This is a genomic window from Clostridium oceanicum, from assembly GCF_039521385.1.
GTDB classification, from domain to species: Bacteria; Bacillota; Clostridia; order Clostridiales; family Clostridiaceae; genus Clostridium_F; species Clostridium_F oceanicum.
Window position 1 is genome coordinate 60,673 of record NZ_BAAACG010000009.1, and the last position, 16,985, is coordinate 77,657.

The window sequence follows — 16,985 nt, forward strand, 5'->3', positions numbered from 1 at the left end:
TTTTTAACAAGAAATAAATTTAAACATTAACTATTATTCCAACTAATTGTGTGATACTATTGTCTGAAAATTCTACACTTAATTTTTCTTCTATACTTTTTAATCTATCTTTAAAAAACTTAAATAAGTCTTTATGTCTGCCGATAACTATGTCATAATCTTCATAATCACTTATTTTTTCTCCATTTACCAACTTTTCAACTAAGCATCCAAAATGCATTAGTAATCCTTGAAGTTTTTCATAATCTAGATGTATAGAATATATATTATTTATATCATGTAAAATATTTATAAATTCATCTACAATAAATTCATATCCATCTAAATTAAGATAGCTCTTATATATTAATTTTATTTCTTTTATTACCTTTTCATCTCTCATGTAGGTTTCACATTGATTAAGAGAAAAACACCTGAAAAATTCTTCTAAAGATATATATCTTATTTCTTCTATTTGTGGATTAAATGCACCTATAATACACTCTATATCATTTTTCTTCTTAATATTTTTTACTGCTTTTTTAAATTCATACTGATCTTTAATACTTAAATTTACTATTTCATATTCTCTTTTATCATATTTTTTATATAATATATCCTTAAGTTTTTGAGCTGTTCCAATTCCTGTATAACAAGCTGTTATTATAATTTTTTTATTCTTTTTTTCATCTAACATTTGATCTTTTATTTGTCCTAAATATTTACTTTCAGTAGTTACAGTTTCCAATATTTTATCTAAATCCTGATTCATAATTGCCCTTCTAGTAGCTTCTATAACAATAGCTGTTGTAACCATATCTATAGTTCTTATTTTTATACTTGTATTTTGCTCTATTATCTCCCCAAAATATTTTAATGATCCCATATCAACTAAAATTAAAGCACCTCTACCTTCATCTTTTTCCTTAACTATTTTTTCTATATTTTGAAGAGCTATTTCTGGCTTCATAGAAAGATTCATATCAAACCCAACTGCATGATTTGTATTTAATAATTGATTTGCCACTTTAGACATTGAAGTTGCTGTACTTTCTCCATGCATAGCTATTAAGATTGAAACTTTTCCTCTAGATTTTTTTATATTCTTAGTAAAAAACATTGTCAAGAACCCGATTTCTCCCATAGGTATAGTTATATTATATTCTTCTTCTAATTTATCAGCTAAAACAATTGCTAATTTAAATTCTTTATTATACTGTTTTCTTATATTATCTATATTAGGATTTTCTATTGTCTTGTTATCTTTTATTCTTCCTAAAAATGTGTCTATGTGAAGTAGCAACCCAATAAAAACATTTTTTGATATTTTTCTTTTTAATTTATGCTCAGCATACTGTAAGAATGATTTTAAAATATCGTATAACTTATTATCCACAATTTTTTTGATAGTATCTTGGTTTCTTTTATCATCTATGTTGTTTAAATATTCTTTTATAAAAACTTCAACTTCTCTCGTTAATTTCTGCTGTATTTTCCCCTTTTCAATTCCTTTATTTTGTAATTCAGTAGTTTTTTTATCTATAAAATCATATATATTTTTAGATAAACTATATTTATCTTTAATAATATTTTTCTCATTTATATCTAAGGAATTTGTACTGTTAAATTTCATATTTCTATAATTAGTCTTTTTAGACATTAAAAATCCATTTCTAACTTCTATAGGAAAATCATCTAAATTTATTTTCATATTATCTTTTTTAAACATATTTCTTAAAAAAGCTTTTGCAGAAGCTATTTGAATATCGCTTTTTAATTGTCCTATGTTGTTAGGACAATCATAGTTCAATAAAGATGTTATAGCTTCCTCTTCTACTTCTATATTCCTATTTATTCTTTTTGATTCTTCATAAAAAAAGTGCTTTATTAAACTTAATCGTTCTTCATAACTTCTCTCTTTTAAAGAAGGCAATTCTATAGTAACAGGTATCCTTCTAGCAAATGTTTTTAAAAGCGAAGATTGTATATTTTCCGTGGTAGCACAAATAATCATCACATCTATTTTTTCTTCTTTGTTACTACCAAGAGGAGTATATCTTCCTTCATCTATTAAAGTAAATAGCATTTCTTGACCTTGTGGTGGAAGTCTATGCACTTCATCTAAAAACAAAATTCCGTTTCTACATTTTTCTATAATGCCTTCTCTATCTTTACTAGCACCAGTATATGCTCCTTTTTTAACTCCAAAAATATGAGATATTAAAAGCTGCGGATTATTACCATAATCCGCACAATTAAATACAGCAAAACTTTTTTCATGTTTTATAGTTTTAATTTCCAAAGCATATTTAAACATACACTTAGCAAAATAAGATTTACCAACCCCAGTTTCTCCAATTATCAACGTATGAAGTCCTTTTGGTGGATATACTATAGCTGCCTTTGCAAGTGATATTACACTTCTTAAACTATTATTCTTACCTATAATAGTATCCATCACTGATATGCTATTCTTGCTAGAAATCTCTTTCGAATAATTTTTTAAAATATCATCATCTATATAATAAAGAACTGGCCTTCCATTAACTTTCTTTATTTTTTTCTCTAAAACAAGTCTACTTAATTCTCTAGATACATTAGATCTTTGCATATTTAAATCTTTAGCAATTTCTACTGTACTTGCACCCTTTATACACTCTTTGTTCAAATACTTATTTAAGCATATTTCTTTCAATTTGTAATAAACTTGCCTATATTTCATGGCACCCCATCCTATCTTTTTTTAGTCCTAAAATTATTCTTCATTACCATTTGTCTTTTTTCTATTTTAACCCGATTTAATTCAAAAAACATTATGCACATAACAAAAAATATAAATATTAAAATAAACCAAGCTACATTACTTAAATTGTCAAAGACAACAGAAGGTATTATAAGTACTAATGGGGCACAAAAGGCAAGTATCCATCTATTAATTTTAAATTTATTTGTTATAAATTTAGTAAAATTAATACTAAAAATAAGCATACCTATTAAAACAAAACTATATAAAATCTTTATCATTTTAAAGCCTTCTTTTTAATTGATTTATTTCATCACACATATTTATCATTTGTTCTATTAAGCTATTTTCAGCTATTGCTGTCATTAACTGATCTTGAGCATGTACTAACAAAAGAGACATATCTAAAGGTCTTCCATTAATCTCTGATTGTATAAGTTTTGTTTGAGTATTATGGGCTAAATCTAGTTCCTCTTGAGCTTTTTTCATCATTTCTTTAGCTTCTTTAATATTACCTTCCCTAGCTATCTTTAAAGCTTCATAAGAATAACCTCTTGCATCTCCACCATGAGATATTATATTAAAAATTTCTTGTTCCATATATATTCCTCCATTTAAATAAAATTATTGTTCGTTAAATTGCGGCAAATATTTTTTGTTAATAGTTAATAAATCTTCTAATAATTTTTTAGCTATATTTACTGAAGGAACTAAAGGATGATTGACTAAAGCCATTAAAGCCTTACTTTTATCCCCTGCAACTGCTGCTTTAGCTGCTAACACTTCATAACTTTTAACCTTTTGTATAAGTCCTAATATTTCTGTAGGTAACTCTCCCTTTAAGTTTAAAGGTGTCGCTCCTCTGCTATCTACTATACAATTAGTTTCTATAACAGAATCATCTGGTATTCCCTTTATTGTGCCATAATTTCTAGTATTAACAACATGTATTTCTTTTTTATTATTATATATAGAACTTATTAAAGATACTGCTGCATCTGAATAATAAGCTCCCCCTCTTTTTTCTAACTCTTTTGGTTTTTCTTTAAGTTCTTCACAATCATATAAATCAAAAAGCCTTTTTTCTATAGCTTTAACCTGCTCAGCTCTTGTTCCCTTACCATTAGCATCTTCTTTTTCTTCTTTAACCATTGTATCTGTCATATAATAATATCTATGATATGGACATGGAATCATATTTAATCCATTTAAAAGATCTTTATCCCATTTCAAATCTGATATATTTTTCATAGTCAAACTTTCTCCATCTTGAAGTTTTTCTATAACTTCTTTTGTAACATTTATGTCTTTATTCCAAACCTTTTTACCCCATACCAAATGATTTAATCCTACAAATTCTATAAATATATCTTTATAAGGTATATCAAGCATTTTAGCTACATCCATAGTCATATGAATAGGAACATTACAAAGTCCTATACATTTTATATCTGTATATTTCAAAACTGCTTCTGTAACTAATCCTGAAGGATTAGTAAAGTTTATAAGCCATGCATCTTTACACAATTCTTTTATATCCTTACAAATATCTAAAATAACTGGTATAGTTCTAAATGCTTTTGCCATTCCTCCTGGACCTGTTGTTTCTTGTCCTAATACATCATACTTTAAAGGAAATCTTTCATCTTTAGCTCTAGCTTCTAATCCTCCAACTCTGAATTGAGTAACCACAAAATTTGCATCTTTTAAAGCTTCCCTTCTATTTAAAGTTAAAATAACCTTTGTATCAAGGCCTGCTTTTTCAAACATTCGTTTAGCTAAAGCTCCTACAATATTTAATTTTTTTTCTCCTTCCTTTATATCTACTAAATAAAGCTCTTTTAATGGAAGTTCTTTAAATCTTTTTATAAATCCTTCTACTATTTCTGGAGTATAACTACTTCCTCCGCCAATTACAACTACCTTTAATCCTTTCATTGTATACGCCTCCAAAGTTAAATTCATTTATATTAAAACAATAAATTTAGATTACCTAAATTATAATGCTATGAGTATGAAATACCTTTTAATGGCTTCATACTCATAACAGTTTAAATTAATTATCTTTTACATAGTAGCATTAGTTTCAGCTTCTATATTTTCTTTTTGTTCTTCAAGCATTTTCTTTTCATATGCTTTAAAGAATGGATAATATATTAAAACACTTAGCACTATGTTTATTATTACTAAAACAACAGCTTTCCAATCACCACCAGTTGCAAAATATGCTCCTATAGGTGCTGGCAAAGTCCATGGAGCTAAAACACATGGTCTTGCTACTATATTAAAAAACATAGCATAATAAGTTATTATTCCTGATACTAATGGTGCTAATATAAACGGTATCATAAACATTGGATTCAACATTATAGGTACACCAAATATTACTGGTTCATTAATATTACATATTCCTGGAATAATGCAAGCTTTCCCTAAATCTTTCAAATATTTAGATTTTGAAAAAAGCATTAAAAATACTAATGCCAAAGTAGCTCCTGACCCTCCAATCCATACAAACCATTGGAAAAATGGTTCTGGAGCAATATTAGGCATTGCATTTCCTGCAGCTTTTGCTGCCATATTTCCATCAAGCAATGTAAGCCATATAGGTCTTGCAACAGTTCCCACTATTGAGTCGCCATGAATACCACAAGCCCACAATAAAGTAACAAGTACTATAGGAACTAAAACCCCTGGAAGAGTATTTCCTGCTACTACAAGTGGCTTAAATATATTTAATATGAATGCTTGAATATCAAAATTTAATATTCCTCTTACAATCCAAATAAAAAATATTATTATTGCTGCTGGGATTAAAGCTGCAAACGAATTAGCTACTGATTCTGGAACACCTTCTGGCATTTTTATTGTTAAGTTCTTTTCTTTAGTAAACCTTAAAACTTCTACAGCAAATATAGACATTAATATAGCTGTAAACATTCCAGATCCACCTAAATTTGCTAAAGGTAAAACCCATCCTAAATCGTTTTGTTCTATTGATACTGGAAGATTAGTTAATAAAAATGCTGCAACTGCAAGTCCACCTCCAGCTAGTGCATCTAGTTTATAAGTTTTAGCTAAATTATGCCCTATTCCAAATGCTGCATATAAGGCCATTATCCCCATAGTAAGTCTATATGGGAACATGATTTTACCTATATATGGTTTTACTGCCTCTGCCCAAGCAGGTACTGGTGGCATAGCTATTATAAGAAAAAAACTTCCAACAATTATAAGTGGTATAGTAGAAATTATTCCATCACGAACTGCTCTTAAATGCCTTTGCTCAGAAAGTTTTGTCATAAAAGGAACTAAGTATTTTTCCATGAATTCAAAAAACTTCTTCATTGAATTTCCTCCCTATATTAAATTCTAATCATTTGTTATTTAATCTTATGTTTCTTAACTCACATTTTTTTATCTACTTGCCTTTAAATTTATATGTTAGCCTTTTCTTAGCTCACATGTTTTTTTATTTGTTCTAATACTTTTGGAGCTCCAATTGGTGTATACCCCATTGGTACTATTATTTCCATTGGTATATCTAGATCTCCTAATTGTTCTTTCAAAACATCAAACTTATATTTAACTTGTGGTGCTATAAGTGCCATTTCATATCCATTTTTTATTTCTGCTTCAAATTCTGAAGTACCCACCGCTTTAATATCAATATCGTACCCTTGTTTATCTGCTTCTTTTTTTATTGCTTTTACTACAATGGCACTAGACATTCCTCCTGAACAAACCATTAAAACTTTCATAATTAAATACCTCCCTTTTAAAATTAAATTATTTATAAAAATATATACGCAAAAAACATGCCAACTAATATAAATGGCTTTAAATCTATATACTTAAAAAAGTGTATCATCTTAAATAAAATGATACACTTTATTTGATACACTATTTAGTAGAATAAAAAGGCCATATATTACTCTAAAAACTATTTATTTTACTAATAAATCTTAATTTTTTTGATATATGCTAAAAATGTATTTCTATTTTTCAAACAAACCTACTACCTCTTTTAACATATCTCTAATAAGAATATGTTGAGGACATGCTTTTTCACATTTTCCACATTCAATACATTTAGATGCTTTTACTTCTATAAGATTATTATACATTTCTTTTCTTCCATCTACATCATCAAACATAGATGCTTCATTATATAGTCTAAATATACTAGGTATTTTTATTCCACAACTACAAGGCATACAATACTTACATTCTGTACAATTAACTTTTATTTTAGAATTATATATTTCTTTAGCTTGATTTATAAGTTTTAATTCTTTCTTAGTAAGAGAATTTGGATTAGAATGATTTGCTGTTTCTATATTTTCTTTAACTTGATTAATACTACTCATTCCACTTAAAACTACAGTTACTTCTTTATGATTCCATAAAAATTTTAATCCCCACTCTGCTGGGGTTCTCTTAATGTCAGCTTTATCCCAAACCTCTTGTACATCTTTAGGAACACTTTTAACAATCCCTCCGCCTCTTAAAGGCTCCATTATTACTACTGCCATTCCTTTTTTATGAGCATATTTTAAACCTTCTAATCCTGCTTGATATTTTTCATCTAAATAATTATATTGAATCTGGCAAAAGTCCCAATCATAAGAATCAACTATTTCTTTAAAAACCTCTAAGTTATCATGAAAAGAAAATCCTATATTTTTTATTTTACCATTCTTTAATGCTTTTTCTATAAAATCAAATACATTATTTTTCTTTAAAATTTCCCACTTATCTTTACTCAAAGCATGCAATAGATAAAAATCAATATAATTAGTTTGTAATTTTTCTAACTGCTTATCTAAATATTTATCCATATCTTCCCTAGTATTTATAAGCCAAGAAGGTAATTTAGTAGCTAAATATGTTTTTTCTCTATATCCATCTTTTAACGCTTTACCCACTATATATTCACTATTTCCTTCATGATATGGGTAAGCAGTATCTATATAGTTAATACCATTATCTATAGAATATCTTATTTCTTCTATAGCTCTTTTTTCATCTATATCTTTATTGCTGTTATTAAAAACCGGAAATCTCATACACCCAAGTCCTAGTATTGATGTTTTCTTATTAGTTTGTCCAAAATTCCTATATAACATATTTATCCTCCTAATAAATCAAATAAATTTTATTGAGTAACCATTATTATAAGTATGATAAAATTTAGCATCAATCACTAAAAGTTAAAATAAAAACTAATTTTTATTATTGCTAATAATTTTAGTCATCATATAAAACTACATATCAATATCATTTAACATTAATACTGTAAATACATATGCATTTACATATAATAAGAAAAATAAAACATATAGCTTCTATTACTAAATGCTATATGTTTTTTATTTATAAATTTAATATCCTAATTGTTTTCCCACTATAATAACTTTTATTCTGCCTTTATTTCCTTGTCTTCTTATAAGTACGTAGTCATTACATATTCTGTCTTTACTTTTACAATCCATACAATACCCTACTTTTGCACAAGGAGTAGCTCTATTTAATCTTTTAGCATTAGCTGGAGCTGCTATTTCTCTATTTCTTTCAATAGCTTCATCAACATCTTTTACTATTTTATTAGTTCCTACAATAACTATTACTTGGTCTGGTCCATATATCATAGATGCAACCCTATTGCCTGTACCATCTACATTATAAAGTTCCCCATCTTCTGTAACAGCATTAGTACTTGTAATATAGGTATCTGCATAAAAACTTTTTCTATATAGATCTTTTATATCTTTAGGAGTTAGCCCCTCTTTATATCTATCTAAGAAATTATAATCTCCATTTCTTATAAGATCTATAATCCCTGTTTCAAATAAAGTCATAGAACCACCTACAGAAATCATGTCTCCTTTATTTGCAAGCTCTTTTACTTTATCTATAAGCTCTTTTTCATCCTCTACATAATATCCTTCCATATTATTTTCTTCTAACGATTTTATTGTTCTTTCTACCTTTTTTTCCACTACAAACTTTGCATTATTATCCATTTTACATTTCCCCCTAACTTATTAAAAACATATATTATATATAGATTCTATAATATTTATAGTAGTTAAATCAATAACTAAATTTAACAGTTTCAATAAAAAACCTAATAAGTATATTATGAAATCCTTATAATATGCCACCTAAGAAGCTGTCCATTTTTTTAGACAGCTATTTCATATTTTATCTTATATTAATTAAAACTACTTTAAATATCATTATTCCAGTAAACCATAAAGTTTCCTTCGTGTTCTTTTCCATCAACCTGAACTTTATATTCTCCTTCTTTAGATATTTCCACTCTTTTATTATCTTTTAATTCAACAAAAGGTTTTCCATCTGGATAAATAAGCTCACATTTTATCTTACCTTTAACACTACGTATATCTATGTGAAATATTATTTTATCTCCTTTATCAAATTTTACTTTTTTACAATACTTCCCATTAAAATTACCATAAGCTCCTGTAATACCACTATCACAAACCTCTATGCTACCCTTGCTTATAGTATAAGTTTCTGCTGAACATCCTACAAATATAAGTAATATAAAAAATAAAGCTGAGAGTATGCTAATCTTTTTCCGCATATTTTCCCTCCTAATTTTATATTTGATAAAATATTTACAATTTAGTTTTATAAAATTTCATAAGTTCCATAGCTTGTACCCATTAATATTTCATAAACCTTTAGTTAATAAAATATTTTTTATAAACTTATCTACAACAAATATTATAACATTTACATCTGTAATATATAACCATTATTTACCAGCTTTCGTAATTCATTTTTTGATAAATTCTATATCATTTTAATAAAAAAAATCATATATTATAAAAAAACATTCCATTTCGATAAGAAATTCTAATTTATTAAAAAAGCCATTGCAAATATACTCTATTTACAATGGCACAATATGTTAATAAAATCTTAAATTTTATAATCTACATCATATCTAGTTAAAATAGGAACTATATTTATAACTGGCTCTTCATAAGGATGTACTCTATTTATAGTTTCTACTGCTTTTTTAACCAGTTCCCTTTTACACCCAAACTCTATTTTATATTCTTCTTCCCTAAAAAGCTTTCCTACTTCTCCTTTAAAAGGATCAGCTCCTTTTAAGGGTCTAAAGCATCCCATTCCTTTAGACATATACATACAATTGTCATAATTCCCTCCTATAGTAAGAGCTCCTATTTTGTTTAGTTCCTCTCTAAGGTCTTGTATATTATCATAAGGTATATAAACTTCTATTTTAAAAACATCATACTCCATTTATAAAACACCTCTTATATTTCTTTTATATATAGTATTAAATTAAATACTTTCATCTATACTTATAAATTTAAAATTATTAACATCAAATAATCCTTTATCTGTAATTTTAATTTCTGGTATAACAGGTAATGCTAAAAAAGCTAAAGTCATAAAAGGTTGAATATCTTTGTTTACTTTCAAATTATTATATGCAATAGAGAGCATTTTCCCTAATTTTTTGCTAACTTTTTCTATAGGTAGCTCTGACATAAGTCCAGCTATTTTTAATTCTAAACTCTCTAAAACCTTCCCTTTAGAGCAAATTGTAATTCCTCCGCCAATTTTTTTAACTTCATTGATTGCCAAAATCATATCTTCATCATTATCGCCTATAACTACTATATTATGTGAATCATGGGCTATAGTTGAAGCTATGGCCCCTCCTTTTATTCCAAAGTTTTCTACAAGTCCTAATCCAACATTCCCTGTAGCTTTATGTCTTTCAACTACTGCAATTTTTACTATATCATTTAAAGAATCATACTTAAACAATTGATCTTCATCTAATAAGACTTTTCTCTCTACTTTTTTGGTCAATATACTTTTAGAAATAACTTTAATAACATTTGCAGTATTTCTATTCATTTTTATATTCAAATCTTCTTTAGTTACTTTTTTTATATTAATAGTATTTGTAACTAAAGAATTTGATTTTATATTGAAATTAAATAATGGTTTATTATTGTCTACTACTAATTTACCATTCTTAAAAACTTTTACTATATTAAAATTTTCTAAATCATCTAAAATTATAAAATCTGCATCATATCCCGGTGCTATAGCCCCTAAATTTTTTAATCCGTAACATTCTGCAGTATTTAAACTTGCCATTTTTATAGCTGATATAGGATCAATACCACTTTTTATTGCTATTCTTACACTGTTATCTATATGACCTTCATTTAATATGTCTTCTGGATGTCTATCATCTGCACAGAGCATACATCTTCTAGAATTTTCCTTAGTAATTCCTTTTAAAAGAGATTTTAAATTTTTAGCTGCAGATCCCTCTCTTATTGCTATATACATTCCTTCTCTTATTCTTTCATTCATTTCTTCTACAGTAGAGCACTCATGCTCTGTTTTTATTCCTGCAATTTTATAAGCATTTAGATCTTCACCTCTGATATTAGGACCATGACCATCTATAATCTTATTATAATCCTTAGCCATATTTATTTTATCTAACATCTTGCTTTCTCCATTTATAATTGCTGGATAATTCATAACTTCTCCTAATCCTAATACTCTTGGATTGTTTATGAATGATTTTAATTCATTTTTTTCTAGAATTGCACCAGATGTTTCAAAAAATGTAGCAGGAACACAAGAGGGTAGCATTACAAAAACATTTAAAGGAACATCATCAGTTTCATCTAATATATACTTTATTCCTTCTAATCCACATACATTGGCTATTTCATGTGGATCTGCAATTATAGTAGTTGTCCCCTTTAAAACTACAGCTTTTGTAAATTCTTTTGGTGATAACATAGATGATTCTATATGTATATGTCCATCAATAAGACCTGGACAAATGTATTTGCCTTTCATATCTATCTCTTTTTTTCCTTTATAACTGCCTATTCCAATTATTTTACCTGAATCTATAGCTAGATCTCCTTCAACTATTTCATGAGAAAAAACATTAATAACTTTACATGACTTTAATACTAACTCAGCTACTTTTCTACCAGATGCTACATCAATTAAATTTCTCATTTTTACCCCTCACATTTAACTATTTTATTTTTACTATTTTAATTAATCATTTTATTGCATTTTAGCATCATTGTCAATAATTTTATGACTTTTTTTATTCATATTATTGATATATTGAAATATATCAATAATTTATATTTATAAAATAATAAGAGTATATATAACAAAGCTTTTATTTAATAAAGCTTTATTTTACATACTCCTTCTATCTATAAATAGTTATTAAATTTAAAAATCCATATAGTCAATCTATTTAGTTATAAAACTCCAGCCACTATATTTCACAAAATATCCTCTAAGTCTTTTCCTTATTATTTATTTTTATATTCCTAATTAATCATTTACCTTAATATTATTACTTAGAGTACCTATTTTTTCTATATAACATTCTACTATATCACTATTTTCTAAAACTTTAATAGGTTCAAAACCCATTCCTACACCACTTGGTGTACCTGTACAAATTATATCTCCTCTTTTTAAAGTTATCCCTTTAGATAAATCACTTAGAATATATGGTATGTCAAAAATAAGATTCTTAGTATTTGAATTTTGTCTTACTTCTCCATTAACTTTAGATTGTATTTTTAAATTAACAGGAAAAGGCACAGCATTTTTATGTACTATAGATGGTCCCATAGGACAAAATGTATCTAAACTCTTGCCTTTAAACCATTGCTTATGATCCCCTTGTAAATCTCTTGCTGAAACATCATTTATTATTGTATATCCAAATATATAATTTTCCGCTTCTTCTTTCTTTATGTTTTTTCCATCTTTACCTATTATTATAGCTAACTCTACCTCATAATCTACTTTACTAGTAACACTCTTTGAAAACTCTATGCTATCTTTATCCCCTATAGCAGGAGATGCTATTTTACTAAAATATATTGGCTTCTCTGGTATATCCATACCTGCTATTTGTGTTAATTTAATTTCTTTTACATGATCAACATAGTTTTTTCCAAGACATATAATATTTCTTTTTGGATATGGTATAGGTGCTTTTAATTTTACTAAATCTAAAGAAATATAGTTATTGTTTTCTTTTTCTAATAACTTTTCTAATTTGTTTAATATAGATTCATCATAATTTTCTATAAGATCTAACATATCTTTAGGAATTACCTCATTACAATCCTTTAATAATTCTTCTAAAGATATAACCTTATCTTCCTTTAAAACTCCAACTCTTTCTTTGTTGTCATAAACATATGTTATAAAATTCATTTAATTATTCCCCTTCCATAAATATCATATATTAGTATTTAACATTATATTAAATTAATTATATCTTCTATATTTATTAAGGAACTAGCACTATATATTAAAAGTATTGCCATTATAATATTAAATTTTTTTCTATGCTTACTTATGATATTTTGAAGTAAAAATCCAAAAATAACCCAAGTAGAAAGCGCTATGAATCCTATACTTGCCATTAACACAGTAAATAATATTAAGTGTATATTAGATTGATAATATGGAACTATAAAACTTGATGTTACAGTCATTCCAAAAAGTATTAATTTGGGATTCATAAGTTGTATAAAAATGCCAGTAGTAAAAGTATTAATCTCTCTATATTTACCTACTGTTTCCTTGGAATCACTTTTCATAATCTTTATAGATAGATATATCATATAACAAAACCCTAAGACGTTCATTAACTTTTCAGCCTTAGGAAAAATACTTGCCAAAAATAAATTCAAATAACTACAAGTTATCATAATTATTATAAATCCTATAATAACTCCTAACATAAATCTTAAGCTTTTCCTATATCCAAAATAACTTCCATTGGTCATAGCCATAATATTAACCGGTCCTGGCGTAAATGTATTAATTATTACATAAAATAGAAATCCAGCGATGCTAAACATTATTTTCTCCTCCTTTACATCTATCTTTTATATATGAAGATTATATACTAATTAATCAAATTAAAACAGTTTAAATATGTTGTTTATGTAAAATTATATTATTACTTATATATTTAATTATATAAAAAACTATTCAGTAAATTTATAACTAATAAATAATAAAATATCTCTTAAAAAAACAAAAAGATATTAATCTTAAATTTTAAGTTAATATCTCTTTATTTATAAATTTCTATTAATTATATATTATTTTATACAATTCAACTAAATACTTATCATTTATTTAATATACTATATTAAATTATAAATTCAATAAATGTAAGCGCATACACATAGCTTTAAAATCTTTTTTATTTATTTTCTACTGATTCCCAATCTTTTAAAAATCTTTCTATGCCGTTATCTGTAAGTGGATGTTTTATCATTTTAAGTATTACATTATAAGGAATAGTAGCAATATCTGATCCTGCTTCTGCAGCTTCTATTGCATGCATAGGTCCTCTTACACTAGCTGATATTATTTCTGTACTAATATTATGAATTTTAAATATATTAGCTATTTGTTTTACAAGTATCATTCCTTCAGTTCCTATATCATCTAGTCTTCCTAAGAAAGGACTTACATAAGATGCTCCTGCTCTAGCTGCTAAAAGAGCTTGACTTGCTGAGAAAATTAAAGTTACATTTGTCTTTATTCCTTTCTTTGAAAGAACTTTAACTGCCTTTAGACCTTCTACAGTCATAGGTATTTTTATTACTATATTTTTGTGAATCTTTGAAAGTTTTTCTGCTTCTTTTATCATCCCTTCAGACTCTAAACTTATAACTTCTGCACTTATAGGTCCATCTACTATATCTGTGATTTCTTTTACTACTTCTATGAAATCCCTTCCTTCTTTTGCAATTAAAGAAGGATTTGTAGTTACACCACATATTACTCCCATGTCATTAGCTTTTCTTATTTCTTCTACATTAGCAGTATCAATAAAAATTTTCATATATTACAACCCCTTTACCTTTATGTTCATATTAAAGTTTTACATCATTAAGATTAAACAATCTCAATGATGTAAATGTTTATATTTTAAATTATAAATGTTATTGGCTAATTTTTCAAATATTAATGTGTAAATAATTTTAATATATTACCTAGTATTATTCCTACAACACCAAAATCAGCATCACTAAATGTAGTATTAGAAAATCCTAAACTTCCCAATGTAGGCAATAATAGTACTGGTAAAAATGTTATTAAAAGTCCATGAAAGAAAGCCCCAAATACAGCACCTTTTCTTCCTCCTACAGCATTACCAAAGACACCAGCTGCTGCACCACAGAAAAAGTGAGGAACAACTCCTGGTAAAATAACTGGAGCTTTTAATTGTATTAATATAAACATACCAATTATTCCACCAACAAAACTTGATAAAAATCCTATTAAAACTGCATTAGGTGCATAAGGGAAAACTACTGGACAATCTAATGCAGGTTTTGCATTAGGAACCAATTTCATTGCTATTCCTCTAAATGCCGGTACAATTTCTCCAAGTACTAATCTAACACCTGCAAGTATTACATAAACTCCACCTGCAAAAGTTATAGCTTGTATTACTGAAAACACCATGTAATTTTGTCCCTCACTTAATTTTGACTGTACATAAGTAGGACCTGCTGCTATAGCTACTATTATATATAATATTCCCATTGTTAAACTTATAGCTACAGAAGTATCTCTTAAAAAAGTTAAACCTTGTGGAAATTTAATTTCTTCTGTAGATTTAGAATTTTTTCCTACTATCTTAGCAACTAATACTGAAACCATATATCCCATTGTGCCAAAATGTCCAAAGGCCACATCATCTTGACCTGTTATCTTTTTCATGGTAGGGTGGGCAATTGCCGGGAATATAGCCATTATAAATCCTAAAATCAAAGCTCCCACTATAACAAGGGCTGTGCCTTTCATACCACCTGCTACTAATATTGCACCTATCATACAAGCCATATATAATGTATGATGACCTGTTAAAAATATATATTTTAATTTAGTAAACCTTGCTATTAATATATTTACCACCATTGCTAATGCCATTATAAGAGCTGTTTGTGTACCATAAGTCTTAAGGGCCAAAGCAACTATAGCTTCATTATTTGGAACTATTCCTTGTATTCCAAAACCATATTGAAACATTTTTCCAAAATGATTTAAAGAACCTATAACAATTCCTGCTCCACCACCTAATACTAAAAATCCCATTATTGTTTTTATAGTACCTTTAATAACTTCAGATGAAGGTTTTTTTTGAGCTACAAGACCAATTAAAGCCACTAATCCAACTAAAATAGCTGGAGTACTTAATATATCTAGTAAAAATTTTAACACCATTATTCCTCCTTAGTATAAAATCTTTAAAATATTATATAATTCCTTTTTCTTTTAAAAGTTCTGTTATTTTTTCTTTAAGTTCATTTTTATCAAGCATATTATTTAATGATATTATTTTTCCATCTACTGATGATAATTGATCTGCTAAATCTTTAGTTGCAACATAAACATCAGCTCTTGTTCCCTTTGCTGAACCTAAATCTGAATGATCTACTTCTACTCCACTTACATTTAATTCTTTTAAAATATTGTTGATATTCATCTCCATCATAAAACTAGATCCTAAACCATTTCCACAACAAACTAAAATTTTCATTTTTTATTCCTCCCTTTAATTTATACTATTTATTATTTAGAATATTTTTGTACTATTTTAATGATTTCATTTTTATCTTTAGCATTAAATATGTTCTCAAGATCTTTACTATTCATAAATATTTCCATAAGCTGTGATAAGGCTTTTAAATGCCCTTCACTATCTTTAGCTGCCAATGTTACAATTAACTTTACAGGGTCATTAAGCTGACTTCCAAAATTTATTGGATTTTTTAAAGTAACTATACTCATAGAAATTTTTTTTACACCGTTTTCAGGTCTAGCATGAGATAAAACTATTCCTGGAGCTATTACCATATAAGTTCCCATTTTTTTAAAATTATTAAATATTGCATCTTCATATTTTTTTTCTATACAATTTTCTTCTATAAGAATTTTTGTACCTTCTTTTATAGCTTTTTTCCAATCACCACATTGTACATTTACATTTATAAAATCTTCTGTTAGTAAATCTTTCAGCACTTTTACACCTTCTTATTTTTGCTTTTATTTAATTTTTCTATTTCCTTTACAGTTATATTATATTTGATGAAAACCTTAATTTAAACGTTTTAAAAATACTTTCAATTTCTAATTCTTTAGGAAAAAT

General features: G+C 26.8%; 17 protein-coding genes. All 17 read right to left on the reverse strand.

Features of this window, described 5'->3' with window-relative positions; genetic code table 11:
* Positions 1-19: 19 nt before the first annotated feature.
* On the reverse strand, positions 20-2,701 hold the full coding sequence (locus tag ABDZ71_RS09800) for a sigma-54-dependent transcriptional regulator (RefSeq protein ID WP_343761207.1): 2,682 nt from the start codon (positions 2,699-2,701) through the stop codon (positions 20-22).
* An 11-nt stretch (positions 2,702-2,712) separates the two neighbouring features.
* Complete coding sequence (locus ABDZ71_RS09805) at positions 2,713-3,003, reverse strand: hypothetical protein (RefSeq protein ID WP_343761209.1); 291 nt, start codon at positions 3,001-3,003, stop codon at positions 2,713-2,715.
* A 1-nt stretch (position 3,004) separates the two neighbouring features.
* On the reverse strand, positions 3,005-3,322 hold the full coding sequence (locus ABDZ71_RS09810) for a PTS lactose/cellobiose transporter subunit IIA (RefSeq protein ID WP_343761211.1): 318 nt from the start codon (positions 3,320-3,322) through the stop codon (positions 3,005-3,007).
* Positions 3,323-3,346: 24 nt separating this feature from the next.
* Positions 3,347-4,660: a 6-phospho-beta-glucosidase gene (locus ABDZ71_RS09815; protein WP_343761213.1), complete on the reverse strand. Its 1,314-nt coding sequence runs from the start codon at positions 4,658-4,660 to the stop codon at positions 3,347-3,349.
* 129 nt (positions 4,661-4,789) lie between these two features.
* Positions 4,790-6,070 carry a PTS sugar transporter subunit IIC gene (locus tag ABDZ71_RS09820; protein ID WP_343761214.1) on the reverse strand — a complete coding sequence of 427 codons (1,281 nt, stop codon included), beginning with the start codon at positions 6,068-6,070 and terminating at the stop codon, positions 4,790-4,792.
* A 107-nt stretch (positions 6,071-6,177) separates the two neighbouring features.
* Positions 6,178-6,483, reverse strand: a complete 306-nt coding sequence (locus ABDZ71_RS09825; protein ID WP_343761216.1) for a PTS sugar transporter subunit IIB — start codon at positions 6,481-6,483, stop codon at positions 6,178-6,180.
* Positions 6,484-6,720: 237 nt separating this feature from the next.
* Entirely contained in the window at positions 6,721-7,851 is a 1,131-nt protein-coding gene (locus ABDZ71_RS09830; protein WP_343761218.1) for an aldo/keto reductase, read from the reverse strand.
* A 255-nt stretch (positions 7,852-8,106) separates the two neighbouring features.
* Positions 8,107-8,748 carry a lactate utilization protein gene (locus tag ABDZ71_RS09835; protein WP_343761219.1) on the reverse strand — a complete coding sequence of 214 codons (642 nt, stop codon included), beginning with the start codon at positions 8,746-8,748 and terminating at the stop codon, positions 8,107-8,109.
* 206 nt (positions 8,749-8,954) lie between these two features.
* Positions 8,955-9,335: a hypothetical protein gene (locus ABDZ71_RS09840; protein ID WP_343761221.1), complete on the reverse strand. Its 381-nt coding sequence runs from the start codon at positions 9,333-9,335 to the stop codon at positions 8,955-8,957.
* A 341-nt stretch (positions 9,336-9,676) separates the two neighbouring features.
* Positions 9,677-10,024, reverse strand: coding sequence for a YqfO family protein (locus ABDZ71_RS09845; protein ID WP_343761222.1), 348 nt, complete (start codon positions 10,022-10,024; stop codon positions 9,677-9,679).
* A gap of 42 nt (positions 10,025-10,066) precedes the next feature.
* On the reverse strand, positions 10,067-11,788 hold the full coding sequence (ade, locus tag ABDZ71_RS09850) for an adenine deaminase (protein WP_343761224.1): 1,722 nt from the start codon (positions 11,786-11,788) through the stop codon (positions 10,067-10,069).
* Positions 11,789-12,121: 333 nt separating this feature from the next.
* Positions 12,122-13,021 (reverse strand): fumarylacetoacetate hydrolase family protein, encoded by a 900-nt coding sequence (locus tag ABDZ71_RS09855; protein WP_343761226.1) that lies wholly within the window; start codon positions 13,019-13,021, stop codon positions 12,122-12,124.
* A 44-nt stretch (positions 13,022-13,065) separates the two neighbouring features.
* Positions 13,066-13,674: a LysE family transporter gene (locus ABDZ71_RS09860; protein WP_343761227.1), complete on the reverse strand. Its 609-nt coding sequence runs from the start codon at positions 13,672-13,674 to the stop codon at positions 13,066-13,068.
* A gap of 350 nt (positions 13,675-14,024) precedes the next feature.
* A complete protein-coding gene (gene fsa / locus ABDZ71_RS09865) occupies positions 14,025-14,672 on the reverse strand; it encodes a fructose-6-phosphate aldolase (RefSeq protein ID WP_343761228.1) in 648 nt (215 codons plus the stop codon).
* Between the two features lie 122 nt (positions 14,673-14,794).
* Positions 14,795-16,057, reverse strand: coding sequence for a PTS ascorbate transporter subunit IIC (ulaA, locus tag ABDZ71_RS09870; RefSeq protein ID WP_425544705.1), 1,263 nt, complete (start codon positions 16,055-16,057; stop codon positions 14,795-14,797).
* A gap of 34 nt (positions 16,058-16,091) precedes the next feature.
* Positions 16,092-16,376 (reverse strand): PTS sugar transporter subunit IIB, encoded by a 285-nt coding sequence (locus ABDZ71_RS09875; RefSeq protein WP_343761231.1) that lies wholly within the window; start codon positions 16,374-16,376, stop codon positions 16,092-16,094.
* 32 nt (positions 16,377-16,408) lie between these two features.
* Positions 16,409-16,858 (reverse strand): PTS sugar transporter subunit IIA, encoded by a 450-nt coding sequence (locus tag ABDZ71_RS09880; RefSeq protein ID WP_343761233.1) that lies wholly within the window; start codon positions 16,856-16,858, stop codon positions 16,409-16,411.
* Positions 16,859-16,985: the final 127 nt, after the last annotated feature.

What these genes read in the sequence shown, in the direction of transcription:
- ABDZ71_RS09800 (WP_343761207.1), bottom strand. Translation starts at nt 2,701, where the DNA reads ATGAAATATAGGCAAGTTTATTACAAATTGAAAGAAATATGCTTAAAT.
- ABDZ71_RS09805 (WP_343761209.1), bottom strand. Translation starts at nt 3,003, where the DNA reads ATGATAAAGATTTTATATAGTTTTGTTTTAATAGGTATGCTTATTTTT.
- ABDZ71_RS09810 (WP_343761211.1), bottom strand. Translation starts at nt 3,322, where the DNA reads ATGGAACAAGAAATTTTTAATATAATATCTCATGGTGGAGATGCAAGA.
- ABDZ71_RS09815 (WP_343761213.1), bottom strand. Translation starts at nt 4,660, where the DNA reads ATGAAAGGATTAAAGGTAGTTGTAATTGGCGGAGGAAGTAGTTATACT.
- ABDZ71_RS09820 (WP_343761214.1), bottom strand. Translation starts at nt 6,070, where the DNA reads ATGAAGAAGTTTTTTGAATTCATGGAAAAATACTTAGTTCCTTTTATG.
- ABDZ71_RS09825 (WP_343761216.1), bottom strand. Translation starts at nt 6,483, where the DNA reads ATGAAAGTTTTAATGGTTTGTTCAGGAGGAATGTCTAGTGCCATTGTA.
- ABDZ71_RS09830 (WP_343761218.1), bottom strand. Translation starts at nt 7,851, where the DNA reads ATGTTATATAGGAATTTTGGACAAACTAATAAGAAAACATCAATACTA.
- ABDZ71_RS09835 (WP_343761219.1), bottom strand. Translation starts at nt 8,748, where the DNA reads ATGGATAATAATGCAAAGTTTGTAGTGGAAAAAAAGGTAGAAAGAACA.
- ABDZ71_RS09840 (WP_343761221.1), bottom strand. Translation starts at nt 9,335, where the DNA reads ATGCGGAAAAAGATTAGCATACTCTCAGCTTTATTTTTTATATTACTT.
- ABDZ71_RS09845 (WP_343761222.1), bottom strand. Translation starts at nt 10,024, where the DNA reads ATGGAGTATGATGTTTTTAAAATAGAAGTTTATATACCTTATGATAAT.
- ade (WP_343761224.1), bottom strand. Translation starts at nt 11,788, where the DNA reads ATGAGAAATTTAATTGATGTAGCATCTGGTAGAAAAGTAGCTGAGTTA.
- ABDZ71_RS09855 (WP_343761226.1), bottom strand. Translation starts at nt 13,021, where the DNA reads ATGAATTTTATAACATATGTTTATGACAACAAAGAAAGAGTTGGAGTT.
- ABDZ71_RS09860 (WP_343761227.1), bottom strand. Translation starts at nt 13,674, where the DNA reads ATGTTTAGCATCGCTGGATTTCTATTTTATGTAATAATTAATACATTT.
- fsa (WP_343761228.1), bottom strand. Translation starts at nt 14,672, where the DNA reads ATGAAAATTTTTATTGATACTGCTAATGTAGAAGAAATAAGAAAAGCT.
- ABDZ71_RS09875 (WP_343761231.1), bottom strand. Translation starts at nt 16,376, where the DNA reads ATGAAAATTTTAGTTTGTTGTGGAAATGGTTTAGGATCTAGTTTTATG.